The 15,085-nt window shown below is 30.9% G+C and carries 7 protein-coding genes; all 7 read right to left on the bottom strand.

Features of this window, described 5'->3' with window-relative positions; all coding sequences use genetic code 11:
- Window positions 1–1,265, bottom strand: a 1,265-nt coding sequence (locus NHF47_RS17135; protein ID WP_252766135.1) for a SprB repeat-containing protein, incomplete at its 3' end; no start/stop codon positions are given.
- A gap of 576 nt (window positions 1,266–1,841) precedes the next feature.
- The gene (locus tag NHF47_RS17290; protein WP_252766134.1) at window positions 1,842–3,113 is read right to left on the bottom strand and encodes an endonuclease V; all 1,272 of its coding nucleotides are present in this window, start codon (window positions 3,111–3,113) and stop codon (window positions 1,842–1,844) included.
- A gap of 1 nt (window position 3,114) precedes the next feature.
- Window positions 3,115–9,045, bottom strand: coding sequence for a fibronectin type III domain-containing protein (locus NHF47_RS17125; RefSeq protein ID WP_252766133.1), 5,931 nt, complete (start codon window positions 9,043–9,045; stop codon window positions 3,115–3,117).
- Window positions 9,042–11,504, bottom strand: coding sequence for a hypothetical protein (locus tag NHF47_RS17120; RefSeq protein ID WP_252766132.1), 2,463 nt, complete (start codon window positions 11,502–11,504; stop codon window positions 9,042–9,044). The genes NHF47_RS17125 and NHF47_RS17120 overlap by 4 nt, the downstream gene beginning before the upstream one ends.
- 14 nt (window positions 11,505–11,518) lie before the next feature.
- Entirely contained in the window at window positions 11,519–12,856 is a 1,338-nt protein-coding gene (locus NHF47_RS17115) for a PKD domain-containing protein (RefSeq protein ID WP_252766131.1), read from the bottom strand.
- 14 nt (window positions 12,857–12,870) lie between these two features.
- Entirely contained in the window at window positions 12,871–14,934 is a 2,064-nt protein-coding gene (locus tag NHF47_RS17110) for a hypothetical protein (RefSeq protein WP_252766130.1), read from the bottom strand.
- A gap of 5 nt (window positions 14,935–14,939) precedes the next feature.
- Complete coding sequence (locus tag NHF47_RS17335) at window positions 14,940–15,071, bottom strand: T9SS type A sorting domain-containing protein (RefSeq protein ID WP_366926832.1); 132 nt, start codon at window positions 15,069–15,071, stop codon at window positions 14,940–14,942.
- Between the last annotated feature and the right edge of the window lie 14 nt (window positions 15,072–15,085).

The raw sequence follows: 15,085 nt of genomic DNA, 5'->3' as shown, positions 1-15,085 counted from the left end.
GTTTGGGAACCATCGGGTGCCAAACAATCATTACTGTCTTTTACAAGAATATCATAGCTTGCTGCTGCTAAACCTGAAAATAGATTTGTAGTTTGCCAAGTAGTTCCATTGTCTTTACTGTACAAATAAGAACCACTACCGCCTAAAGCCGTAACCGTTATACTTCCCGTGGAAGATCCTTTGCAAATTATATTTTGTTGAGAAGTCGTAAAAGTTACTTTTGAAGGTTCGTTTATAGTGAATGGATTACTTGAAAAAACACTACTTATTTGGCTACCCCCATTGCTTATCGTTTGATATCGAAAAATATAAGTCCCTCCACCTAAATTACTCCATACAAATTGTTGGTTGACGAATTGACTTTGGAGTATTTGTTGGCTATCATAAACAACTTGAGAACCATTTACATATTTATATAAAGTCATATTAAAATATTCTCCGCTATTTAAATCTCTATCAAAAGTAAAAGTGGCTGTTCCATTATTACTTTGAAAGCAAGAATTATGAGTTAAAACTGGACCACCAACGATTTTAGGAGGACATTGAACAACATTATATGTAATTATATTAGAATAAAACCAATCGAAACCACCAAAACCATTGGGAACCATAACTCCAAACCTAACATCTAAAGAACCTTGATATGTGTTTAAATTCGGATTGTTTGCAAAATTAGAAGACAGTGTTACACTATTCGAATTTGAATTTGAAATACCTAACCAAGTGGTTTGCCCTTGTTTTCTCACTTGATAAGTAGTTGCATAAATATTAGACTCACCTGTATTAACAGGAACGTAAGGTCTAGAAATACTAAGAACATCACAATTTCCGATTGTATTATTTGTGGGTTGTTCAAGATATAAACTTACCACATCTACTCTCTTTGGAGAATCAACATTACACGTATTACTAAAACTTTGTGTAGGATATGTAAATAGATAATCTGGATTTTGAGGTAGACAGGATGAATATCCGTAACCAAATAAATTAAAACTTAAAGGAAACTGACTTAAGTTGATGTTATGTTCATTTCTAAATATAACTGTTGGACCATCAACATAAGACCCAGAAAAAGGAAAATTATAGGTGGATCCAATTTGATAACCATAAGTAGTATCAAAAACCCCATTAGGATTTGGAGAACCATTCATAACTTTTGCAAGTTTAGAAACTACCAAATACTTTGCAGTTTGACTGTTACCTGTAAGAGAACAAAACAATGCTACTAATGCCAATACATAGTTGTTAATTAAATTTCTAAACATAGCTTAAAAGAATATTGGTTTCTCACGATTATACTTTCATTTTAAAAAATAGATGACGCAAAAGTAACTATTTCGTTTTCAATATTGTGTAAAGGCTCTACAAAACTTGTGGCAATTTTAAGTAGGTTTTTTATTTTGACACAAAACTGTGGCAATTTTTAAATTTAAATTTTTTTTGCCACAAAATTGTGGCAAATTAAAAGAGTAAAACAATTTTGCCACAAAAATGCATCCTACTTGAGAAGGACTATGATTGATAGTAAACTAATCGAACTTGAAGAAAACACCGTATATATGAATACGTTATGGAAAAAGGCTCATCAACAGCGTAAATCTATGAGAATTTGAGGGGCTTAGGCAAGGATTATAGATCTCCGCTTTCGAGTTAAATATTCTACAAATTAAGATTCTTTTATAATAACAAATTAATTAAAATCTGTTTTTATTAAATTTCAAAGTCGGGAGACTTTGCGGAGTTGAGGCTTATTATTTCACGTGGCTCAGCATCATCCCACTCGAATAACACCCCTACTGTTTTTGCCTTATCTTCAAAATAATAAATATCTATAGCTAATATTATATAATTATTCCGTTATTATTGGGTTCATCGTTTAAAAAATCAATCCTAAATTGTTCTGGTAAAAGCTCTCTTGTTTTTTGGATGGCATTTTCTAAAACAAATGGCACTCTTGAATCTACTGTCATTTTTTTAACCCATTCTATGCTCGTCTCTAAAGAAATTTTATTTCCTGCAGAAACATATACAGGATTTTCAGAAATCTGCGTTCTAAGTGCTTTACCTACTACTTTTGAATCATATAATAGTGTTGTACTATCTCCTTTTTCTTTTCCTAGAGTCTCTTTATCATAATATCCAACCAAGCGTTTTTTAGCTACTCCAATGGTTGGTAAATTTAATTGAATTCCTAAAAATGTAGCCAATCCCATATTTCTAGGATGTTCTAAACCATGCCCATCACAAAACAGCAATTGTGGTTTTATAGTGAGTTTATCATAAGCCTTTAAAACCCATTTTATCTCATTAAAAGCAAAAAGGTCTGGAATGTGCATAGTAACATCTTCTTCTGAATGCGTTACAACATCTACTATTTCTTGCTTTTCTACATCAAAAACAGTTATCGTTGCTACAGCCTTTTGAGAAATATCGTGAAAGCCAACACTAACACCTCCTAAATATCTTATTTCTAATGACAAATTGTCTTCTTGTGAAATGAATGGTATTTGCTCTTCTTGCCAAACAAACTTTTCCATAAAAGTATCGGGAAACGTTTCCCCTAAATATTCTTTCATGTCTTTTTGGATGAGATAGGCACTAAAAACTTTAGCGTATCTTTCTATATCACCATGACAGTATACAAAAGTGTCATAATCCATATGCTCACCTTCTTCAATGTAAGAATTATATTTTTCAATTATATCTATATTTTTTTTTATTAAATCATCGTAATTTAGTTCTTCTCTTTTAAATAAATTATTTTCTCCAAAAGTTTCTTCTTTTTGACCTAAAACATTATACTTTCTACTTAATGAAATAAAATCATAACAAAGTAAATAATTATTATTGTCATCAATATTGGGATAATTATAATTATATTGAACGTTAAATCTAGTTTTATCAAATAATTTTATATTAACAGAACATCCGTTATTGTTGAAATACAAATAAACACCATGCATAACTCCTTTAACAAAAGTTATTCTAGAATAGGCGTTTTGATTCAAAGATTCATAAACTCCTGTAAATAAAAAACCATTATGTATCTTTAATGAAGGGTGATCAAACTCATTAAAATTCTCTTTTTCTTCTTGTATATAAAAGTTTTCCACGTTACTTATTATTAATAAAGTTTACTCCTTGTGTTATATAAAAACAATGTGGGCAAGTGGACATATGCTCATAAACATTATTGGATGAATTCCATTTTACTATAATCTTAATACCTAAAGCTTGAATGTCTTGTATAGATGTAATTGTTTTCCCTTTTAGCAGTTCATTCAAAACTAACACTTCAGCATGTATTCCTGGTCTCTGAGCATTTCTAAGTTTGCCTAAGCTAATTTTTCCATTATATAGTTTTATATATAATTTACCTGTATTGCCATTTGAACAGTCTTTTCTGATAAAATCCATGTATTCTAAATGTGTTTTTAAAAATGGGTGTAATGCATCATTAATAAAATTATTATAAGCAATATCAGAAGATTCTAATAAAATATTATTAAACTGTTTTCTGTTATAAGCTGTAATAACATTTCCTCCTTGAATATTACCTGAAGCTATAATTTTTGCATCTAAGCTGCCATCATTTTCGGGCTTAATATTTGTATTTAAAATGTTTTGATTATGAATTAATGGATGAATTTCATGATCAAGTGCATCTACTAATTCTTTCTCTCTATTACCCATTTGTCTCATTATTGATGCGCTTGGTGACCATGGTTTATGTAATCCGTCATGATAAGGTTTAACCGTCTTAAAATAATCTCCATTATCTTTCCAATAATCTATTAAATATACTTTGTCTTTTAGGATTTCCATTCCTGCCACAGATATTTCTTCAAAATCAGTTACAAAAAGTTTTTGTTTTGGAATAGAATAACTTAAAACTTTATCTAATATCGCTAGGTTTACCCCTTGATCACATAATTTTTGAACTCCTTGTGTATTTTGTGTGTTTGCACCAAGTTGTTCTAGCTTTTGGCATAGTTGACTGTTCTTTGTGTTTCCAATTTTGTTTGGACAAAAATTACATTTATTTGGATTTGTGTTTTCATTATCAATATCTTGTGTGTATTGATAAAATTGTTCTCCTTGTGGAGTTAATTTTACAACTGTTGCAATTAATTGATTGTTAATTTGTGTTGCAATAATATTATATTGACCTGCTTCTATTACAGCTAATTTACCATCAACTGCTAAAGCATTTGGATTTGCTTTAATTGCAATGGTAGATTCCGCTCTCAATGCATTTGCAATATCGTCTGCTTTTGATGTTATAACGGCTATTTCTGTAGGCGTAATCTGTTCTAATTTATTAGCAACGTTAATTACAGCTTCAATTCGATTAGCATTATTTGAAATACTTAAAAAGGGCTCACTTGCATTACCACTCAAATTAATTAACAAAGCAGAAGCAACAATTGTTTTTTTGAAAACTCTGTTTATTCTTGAAATATAATTGCTAAATGTTGTAGCTCTTTTTAAATAATTCACATCAACTATACCTGTTGTAAGAGCATTTCTTAAACTATTTAACCTTTGTGAAAAAACTGTATTATTAAATCCAGTTGCAGTTACAGCAAGATTATCAAAAGTATTATAACTCTTAGCTAAATTAGAAAGTTTAAAAAGGTTATATCCCGTATTAGCCAAATTAGCTACTCCAGCTCCTCCATCTATAATACTAAATGCAGTATAAGTAGTATCCCAAGATTTATAAAAACTACTGTTTTTAAAATTCACATCTGCACTTGCTACTGAAGTCATATATGCATCTATTGACCCTACCGCAATACCAACTGTAGATATGGTTGCGGCAACAGCTGCCAAAGATGTTCCTCCTGAAAAAGGAGCCGCTAAAACACCTGTGGTTATCATTACCGCATTTCCAAACTGCCTCAAGTTTTCTTGCTTACCTTTTTCATTAATTACTGCTTGATAAGCAAGTGCAGCTAATGCAGGAACAATAATTTCTTTTTTAGTTTCTAAACCAAATTGATTTTCAATTCCACAAATAATAGTTATTGGTTCATAAGGATTAAAATTTTCATCGTATTCAAAATAACTGTAATAACTACTTGGTGGTGGTGGATTATTTGCATCGTAAATTCTTGGTGATAGATCTGTAACTCTATACTTGTTATAAAACCTCACTTTTCCTGAATCTAAAAATCCCAAATCAGTTTTAATGATATTGACTTCAGTATTATAACTTGTTTCAAGAGTTATGTCAAAATTGTCTTTTCCTAAAACATAAGCCTGTTTTCCTGGATAATATGAGGAAATAGCAGGTTGTCCATTAAATATAAAAGCTTGTTTTACGGTTGGCTGAATACCTAATTGATCATAATTTTCAATTACCCATTCACTTAATGTTAAGAATATTTCCGATGTTTGGGTCATATTCACATCATTATCAAATCCTAAAAAAGATTTACTTTTTACATATAAAGTTTTTATCCACTTAAAACCTTCTTGTTTTATTTTTAAAAGTAAATCTTTTCTCTTTTCTTTTGGAACAGTTAAGATAACATCTTTGATAAAGAAATAATCGTGACCACCATAATAATCATTATTAATCTCCCATAAAGAATCATCACTTATATCATCAACTATAAATCTTTCTAATAGTTTTACTCTAGTATCATATGGAAGCTTCTCTAGAACACATGAAGAAATATTTGCTTCAAGAACGGTTTCAATCTCACTTAACCCTTTATTTGTATCAAATACTGCTAATGTTATAGCGTTTATCTTACTATCTAAAGCACTAATATTTAACGCTGAACAATCAACAGGTATAATTTTCCATTCTTTCTTTTGAGTTTCAGATTCTTCAGCATTAGCTTTACAAGCAATCCTTTTACCCTTAGCAATATTTGAATTAATTAATAAAAATAATGCATTAGCTTTATCATTAGAATTCCAAATAGAATTCGCTTCATTATATTTAAAAACTATGGAAGATCCTCCTCTACAACCTAAATTCAAATTGTAAAAAACTTTAAACTCAACTGTGGCATCTAATCTATCTTTAATTGAGGATAACTCATAAAAATCATTTGGCACATCGTCATTTTCATATTTTTCTACAATTGAATTCCAAGAATATCTTTTTTCAGTTTCTGTACCATAATTTAAAATAAATCCAGGTAAAGTTCCAAATGGGCATTCATTTACTTTTTTTAGATTTAGTGTTCTAGTACCTTCAACAAAAATAAATTTATAATTCGGAGTAAGAGCATATTTATCGTTAAACTCCCCACTACTATCACTCTGAAACAAATACAATTTGGTTTTGGGGTGACTGATTTGTTGCCAATGTCTATACGGTAATTTGCTGCCACTTGCATAATCCATTAACCAATTGGTTGCATAGGTTTCTGAATTGTAATCGTATGTTTCCCAAGGATGTCTTAATTCGAAAACACCATGACCTACTTCATGCGCTATAACTGTTGCTAAACCTGAACCGCTCGTTTGTTTGATTTCTCCGCTTCCGTTTTGCCCTGTGAAGATAAACCCGAATTGCCTGTGCAAAGGCATAAAACCAGAAAGTAGTCTGGAAGGCGCAATATCTTTCGTAAGGAACACATAATATTGCTGACTATCGATGCTAGTTGTCGCTTTAAAACGATCGATAAAAGCATTTTGTTCGCTCGTATAATTGGCTAGAAAACCACTTGTACCGCACTCTAACGTAGTAATAGCATCGGTATGTGCTGGTAAAAGTGTTATGTTTAACTCCACACCTGCACCACGATACAGACTTTTAATTTCTTCTATTTCTGTACTGGTTATAGTTGCTCCATTTACTGGTACCAAACTTATATTTACGGTTCCAGTATTTTTTATAGGAACAACCGTCATCGCACCAACTACTTTTTGTTTTAATGAATCGGTTTTTACCAAGGCTAATAATTGGTCTTCTCCAACAGTAGTAAAGGCAGGTATTTTTAAAGTTTTAGTCGTTACATTACCTACTGTAACACTATCTATAGCTGTTACTTTGATACCGTTACTATTGAAAACAATATCTTTAGCTTTAATAAGTGTATCGGTAATGGTAATTTGCGCGGTTACATAGTCATAACTTACTTTTCCATCTTCATTATTTATCACTCCTTTGTAGTAAAAAGGGTAATCATTTCCTGAACCGTCTTTTATGGTTTTGTATTCTTGTGCCAATTTAGCTGGAGCTGTTGTATAAGAAGCACTAGTATCATCAAAAGCTACACTTTGTGAATTGCGACTGAAAATTACTTTTGCACCCACATTAGAAAGGGCAGTAACTTGACCTTGACTATTTAAGTTTTCAGTATTGCTGTTGTTTGGTATTCCAATTCCTTGACCTTGTAAGCTTACGTTTCCATTAGGATCAACCGAATAAATAGTCCCATTACTATCTTGAATGGTCGTGTTTTCTCCTTGGTCAAAATCGAAAATAGCACCTACAATTCCCGTTTCTGGATTGGTAATAAGTATTTGTCCGTTACTAACTTGTATATTACTTACATCACCAATTACAAAATCCACTTCATGTACATGCACATCATTAGACTCTTGTAAGTAATCTAATGCATCGTCAATTACATCAATTACATCATTCACACTTACAATGTTACCCCAAGTAGGATCGTACTGCGCTTTTACTTCACCATCAACTAATTGTAATTCGGAATTTAATTTAATATTGGTAAACTCAACAGCGACTTTTATATTACTTAAATACGGTAATCTCGTCCAACCTGTACCTGTGTAAGTTCCTATACCTTGTATGTCATTAATATGCACTGCAAAATCAGAAGCCATAAAAACCATATCTTGAGCAAGCTCTTGATCGTATAAAGTAACATTGGTTAAATCTATGGCTGGTGCAATACCACAATTAATCACAGCTACATTTTGATCGGGTTGTGTAAATTGAGTAATCGCTGAAAAAGTAGTTAAACCACCTAAACAGGTACCACCTACTTGAAATTCATAGGTAGCACTAGGCTCTAAATCGTGTAAAGTAGCTTCTCCATTGGAAACAGGCGCATTAAACCATTCTTGTGTTCCTATTTTTCTATATTGTACGACATAACTCAAATGATTAAAATTGCTTTGCCACATAATTTTAGCTTGTCTAGCAGAAGTAGATTGCGCTATTACAAATTCTGGAGCATTACAATTTCCTGCATAAATGAAATCGTAAATTTCACTATACCCATTATTATTAAATACTGCGTCTTCTCCAAAACCAGGTTGACTCACCGCTTTCACACGCCAAGCATATTTTTTTCCAGCAGTTAATTGAGGGAAATTAAAATTATAATTTAAAATCGTATTGTTTATGGTTTCTTGCCAAACAGGAGCACCCACTATAAATGCATAATTTGAAGGAGCTTGATTGTCTAAAAGTTCAATAAGCGTAAACTCATATTCAATATTCGTCGCATTTATATGTCTTGGTGTCCAGGTAAATATGATGTTTTGTGGATCCTGAAAATGAATGACATCATGATTGACAGGTAAATTTAATAAAGGGGGCTCATTATAGATAAAGTAAAAAAACGTACATGATTTTTGTGAAATGGGTTGGTTGGTAACAAAGTCATATACTTCAATACAAAAATTATAATTCCCTTGTGGTAAAACACCACTATATTGCAACGGATTAATTCCTTGTAAATTTTGCAATTCAAAATAAGGAGCTAAATCAATATTGTTTAATTGTACACTTTCTCCTCCATTAATAAATAAAGGAGTAGCACCTACAACGACTGGTGTAGATTGCGCATTAATTCCGTTTCCTTGTATATATAATTTCAGTTTAACTTGTCGATTAACAACACTTAAATCACTTGTAAAAATGTTCACAAGGTATTTTTGATCGGTTGTCGTACTATACTTTGATACGGATGACAAATAAGGTGGAAGTACATTACTATTTACTTGTACTGGGTAAATTTGGCTCCAACTCCACTGAGTCATAAAGATTACCATAAAAAGACATAGTAATCCTAATTTTTTCCTATTTCTAATTGTCTGTATCATCTAATCTGAAATTTCTTAATATAATTTGAAATATAACCTTCAACAAATTTTAATTCTAATTGGTCTACCATTTTATTTTCTTTTTCTTTGGCAAACCATTGTTTATATACTGCTTCTTTTTCCTCGCTAATTATAGGTTGTAATTTTTCTTTTACCGTTTCAACGGAATCATTATTACTCAAAAAGAATACTAAATTTAAATGTGATAAAGCAAAGGCATCTTTTTTATCGATGGCTATATTTTGAGTTACAATGGCTTCTTCAACTTGTTTTAATTGTTCTTCTTTAGAACGAGACGAATTGGGAAGTTCCAATGCATATTTTTGAATAAAATAATTTTTACTAAACAAATTGGTTTGTCTAGTATTGAATAACACCTGTTCAATTGCGTGATTGACAATACTTTCATATTCTTGCTCAAAAGTGATTGAAGCATTTACTTTCTCATTTAATTCTTTGATTTCTTCTTTTATAACTTTTTCTTTAGTTTTTAAAGTTTTCTTATCTGAAATGGTATCGTATTCTTCAAGTAAAAGAACAATTTTATTTTTATCATCTTCTAAATCATTTTTAATAGAATCGGAATGTGTAATTGTAACACTGTTCACTAATGCATTCACTTCTTTTTTTACCTTATTCGTGTCGCTTTCGATGGTTTCATCATTGATTTTCACACTTAAAGTGTTTTTCTCTTTTAAATTTGCATTTTGACTCTCTTTATCTTTTTTCTTTTTGCCTCCAAAATTATAATTGTAACCAAAGGTAATTGTTAATTCATTAATATTTGGTCTAGGATTAGTTCCAGAAGATTGACTAAATATCTGAGAGGCAGACAAGTTAAAATTATGCTGATCCAATAATTTATAGCTCGTAGTAAATCTGAAATTAAGGTTTTGACTGGTAAAATTGGCACTATTACTTTGGTTAATCGCTGTACTCAACTGGCTTATCAACTTATCTTTAAAAAACTTTTTATTCACTCCTAAAACGGTTCCATAAGTCGATGTTTGATCAACCCCAATAGTACTGTGAGTAAAATTTAAAGAAGAATTAAACCCCCATTTTGATTGTAATAACAAATGTGAATAGGCAGTGCTTACATTGTGAAAAGACGATAATTGTCCAACTCGTATAATTCCTCCTTGTTCATTGGCAACTTGATTAAAAGAATAATTTACAACTATACTTTTTTTGTTTTTTGTAGTTGCATCAAAATTATAATTGGTGTTCAAATTAGCACTTCTAGACAATTGACGGTAATTAATTTGATCCACATTATTTAATTCGGGATTGACTTGATTAATTTGAGTAAATTGATCCGGGTTAGCATTCGTTGTAGTCGTTTGATTGGTGATACTAATATTGGAAATTAATTTTTCTGAAAAACGAGCAGAAGCATTTAAGGTTCCCACTAGTCGATTCGTTGTAGTTACTTTTTTATTATCTAAATTGTCTTTTTGAACCCCAAGATTCATTTGCAACATTAATTTATCACTGAAAAAAGGTCGGGATACATTGACCATAATATTTTGTAAATCATTTGCGAAAAAATAAGCACCTAACGTTTGATAATTGGGGTCGACACGTTCAAAACTACTTCCTAATGTGGTTTTTTGAATTTTATAATCAAATCCAATTTTATAAGCATTAAAATTCTGGGTACTGGTTTTATTATTAAAAAACAACCCTGAAATTCCTTGACTTTCCTCTGTATTTTCGGCTCTTGTATCTTGGGTTAAAGAAGAATTTGAAATATCGGTATACAAACGAAAGTCTGGTGTTAATTTTGCTTCAGCTGAAATACCTATTACTAGATTTTCTTTTGGAGTTATTCCTTTAGCATCAGGTACCACTTGTAATGAATTGATTAAATCTTTGGCATAAAAACCAATTAACCCAATCTTATAGTTGTCTTTTACATATTCTAATTTACTACCATAACCTATTCTTTTAAAAGCAGGCAACGTATTAGGATTACCGTCATCTTCGACAGCCTTTAAAAAACGTCCATACATGGCTGAAAATTTTAATGGAGAATTAGGATTCAATTCTACTCCAACACCGCTAAATTGATGTCCGGCTAAAGTATAAGGAGAGAAAGTCATACTTACATCACCTAAGTGTGCTGTTATCCATTTGTATTTAGGGCTAACACTTAATCGGTTGAAATTAAATGGAATTTGGTAATCGAGTTGTCCTCCTAAATTGGTAAAATTATAGGATATTGGCATTGAAAAGGAATACAAAGATAGATTTACATTTCCAGTAAAATTATAGACAAAAGGTTCACGTGCATTTCGATTCGAATTAAAATATGTGGTGTTTGCAGCAATTCCTCCTCCTATTTTAAAAGGTTGTCCTTGAAAGGAACCCAAATCTATCGTTTGTGCGTGTGTTTTAACGAACCCTGCACTAATTACAATAGCTAAAATTAAAAATATATTTTTTACGTTATTCACGGCTGATAGATGAATTATAGGCGTTTTTGAACTTTAATATCAACAATTACATAGGAATTTGTTCCATCATTAATAAATGATTTCACTTTTATTAGTCCTTTTCTTCCATCTGAAGTTTCAAAGGGAATAATTCTTGGACTCAAAGTACTATTAAAAGAACTTTCCTCATTGGTTACCGTAATGGTTTGCAAAAAAGTATCATTGGTAATCGAATTAAATTGACTTTCAGAAATGGTTGGACAAGTACAGTTTTCTTGTTTATTGATATAATTTGTATCATTAGCATTCGGGATGCTAATCAATCCATAATTTGTGGCAACTAATGGTGAAATAAATAGATTCGAAGAGAAAGTACTGGATAATCCAAAGTATACTATGTCGATTGTATTTCCATTGGTTCCGTCTATTTCGTTACTTCTATAAACTTGCTTTTGTACTGTAGAATAATAACTTCCTATAGTATTTTGAGCAGTATTAATTCCAAGTAAGATATCATTTTGAATGCTCAAATTAGTATAGCTTAAAATAGTAATGTCTTTTATTAAAGAAGCTGTTTGTTTTCCATTTGTAGCGGTTAGTTTTATTTGATAATTTCCTTCAGAATTCAGAATAAAACTAGGGTTTATTAGGGTAGAAGTTTCAGGATTCGCTCCAATAACTTCCCAGGAATAAGAAGTTGCACTTATGGTAGTATTCGTAATAAATACTTTAACAGGAGCATGATTGTCTTCGTCTATAGGTAAAACGTAAAAATCGAAATCTACATCTAGTTCTGGTAATACTTCAAAAGTAACCTCTTTTTGTCCAATCTGACCTGTAGTACTAATGGTATTTAAAGTAATGGTTTGTTGTCCTGGTGTATTAAAAATTACATTGGAAGGATTGACATCTGTTGAATTTGCAGGAGTACCATTTGAAAACTGCCAATCATAAGTTGCAATATTTTGGGAAATATTACTAATTTGTACTTCTACTGGAGCATAATTATTAATTAGTATGTTGTAATTAAAATCGGTAACTGTGTTAGCATCTACAGTAATATTTTTTTCTATTTCAGAAACAGATCCATCTCTATTAGAAACTTTTAGTTTTAGGATATGAGTTCCTGGAGTGGTAAAACTTATTTGCCCTGGATTAAACTCAGAGGAAGAAGATGGATTTCCATTTTCGAAAGTCCATTCAAAAGTTTCGCCACCTGTTGAAAGATTCGATATAATAGCTATTTTCCCAGAGCTAGTTATGGTTTCTTCAAAAACAAAATCGGCTTTTGCTACTAATAATTCTTCTTGTAAACACCCTATACAAAGTAACAATAGGAATAGAATGCTCAATTGGTATTTCTTTTCTCTCATTAGTACCTATTGTATTAATATGTTACTTTTATTTCTTTGAAAGCACTTAAAGAACCATCTTTGAAAACTGCCCTTATCGAATAATTGTAAACATTACCCGGATTAATATTGCTGTCTATGAAATTCATTTTTTCTTTTCTTGGTTCTATAATTTTATAAAGAATATAACTACCCTCTTTACTTTTTTTGTACAATTGATATTCGTAAATATCTTTCTCCTTTGAGGACCAATACAGCTCTATGACTCTATTATTTCTATCTACTATATAATCAAAAGATTTAATCGCTGGTTTTACAATTTGCAGTAACGGTGATGCGATTAATGGTTCCGCAGGATCACTTTCATTTTCTGAATCATCTACAGCAGTGATGGTATAATAATATTCTGTTTTAGGTTTTACATTTGTATCTGTAAAACGAGTTGTTTTTTTACCTTCAATTTCTTGTATTAATTGCCAATCTTCTTCGTTTTCAGTTCTTCTATAAACGAAATGCTTCATTACATCATCGGAACTACTCGGTATAAAATCCAGTGTAATTTTATTTTCTTCAAAAGAATAATTTTTAATAACAGGAGAGGATGGAGGAATAATATCTATTTTCTTTATTTCAACTATTTTCGAAAAATTAGATTCATTATATCGTTGATCAATTGCTATAACTTTATAATATACTTTTTTATTTAAACTTTTTGAATTAATAGAATCCCTGTAAGTGTTTTGTAACCAAATCGCCTTAGTTATTTGAACAAACTCTTCTTTTGGATCGTATCCTCTAAAAACTTTATAACCTTTTAAATCAGACTCTATATTCTGTTTCCACTTTAAATTTACAACTCCTAATGAATCTATTTCCCCTTCTAAATCAATCGGAGCAACTGGTGGTATAGAGTCGATAGGTTGAATTAATACTGGAAAAGACTCTCTGGAACCTCCTTCTTTGGCAACAGCCTGAATTTTAAAATAATTAGAGGGCTTTAATTTCGTTTCAACTAGGTCTTTTCTAGTATTTGATTGAAGGTTTTGTTTCACCAATTGAAACTGTCCGTTTTCAGTTTCACCTTGCAAAACATTAAATCCTGAAATCTTAAATTCGCCTTCCTCAGGAAATGTCCATTCAATGGAAACCTTGTTTTCAGCTATTACACCTTTTGCAACAATTTGTGGTGTATATTCTAATAAATTAATACCCTTCCCAGAAATAGTAGTTGAAGGTAAGCTTGTTTCTCCAAAAGTATCAACTCCTAGTATACGATAATAATAGGTGGTGTTATTATCTTCTAAATGGTCAGTATAGGAAATAATTTTACTATTACTTTCCCATGAAAAAATTGGATAATCATTTAATCTTTTGAAATTACTATTATCAACAGATCTTTCTAAATGATAAGACGAATATAAATTTTGTTGTGATGCAAAATCCCATACAATCATTACCGTTTTATTCCCAAATATAGCTTCTGGGGCTAAAGGTGGTGTAGCATCTTCTTTATCTTGTAAACCAATGTAAACGGATGCATGCAAATTACCATCAACCCCTAATAATGTTATGGTATAAACATATTTTTCATTTGCTTGAGCTGTTTTGTCTTCATAACCCCAACCTGCAGCTTTTGTTGCTAAAAAGGATTGCTCTGCAGTCATCATTGAAAAAGCAAAGCGCTGGTTATTTTCATCATTTAATAGCATCATACTATTTAATGAATTATCATTTCTTTCAACTTGAAAATCATCTCCATAAATTGCTTGAGCTACTACTAATACTAGACTGTCTTGTTGTGCTAATGCTTCCCATTCTGGTAAAGGTAAAGGTAGAAGCTTTTCTTCTAATGTAACGACCTCGTCTTTCATTATAGGATTGCCATCCCTTAAAACTGTAGTTCTTTCTAACTTATATCCCGTATTCAATGATTTTTTCCATAAAACGGGATTGTCTACACTCCATTTCAATAAAATTTTATTTTTACTTACTTTTCCTTTTGCATAAACATTTGGAGCCCTATAAATTGTATCTACTTGAGAAAAACTGATAAACGAGCTTATTAAAAATAAAAAGAGATATCCTTTCAAAAATTTCATGTTTGTTAATTGATAATTAATTTTTTTGTTTGCACATTTCCAGGTGTTCTTACTACTACATAGTAAATTCCACTACTAATAGGTAATGTATAGGCTTTGCTATGAACTGTATTAGATGAAAACGAGGTTACATCTATTAAACTACCTAAGG

It is taken from the genome of Flavobacterium sp. NRK F7 (assembly GCF_024054195.1).
Taxonomy (GTDB): Bacteria; Bacteroidota; Bacteroidia; order Flavobacteriales; family Flavobacteriaceae; genus Flavobacterium.
This window is presented reverse-complemented; position numbering and strand designations above follow the sequence as displayed.

Bases quoted from the DNA above. Each gene is read 5' to 3' on its own strand.
- NHF47_RS17125 (WP_252766133.1), bottom strand. From the start codon at position 9,045: ATGATACAGACAATTAGAAATAGGAAAAAATTAGGATTACTATGTCTT.
- NHF47_RS17115 (WP_252766131.1), bottom strand. From the start codon at position 12,856: ATGAGAGAAAAGAAATACCAATTGAGCATTCTATTCCTATTGTTACTT.
- NHF47_RS17110 (WP_252766130.1), bottom strand. From the start codon at position 14,934: ATGAAATTTTTGAAAGGATATCTCTTTTTATTTTTAATAAGCTCGTTT.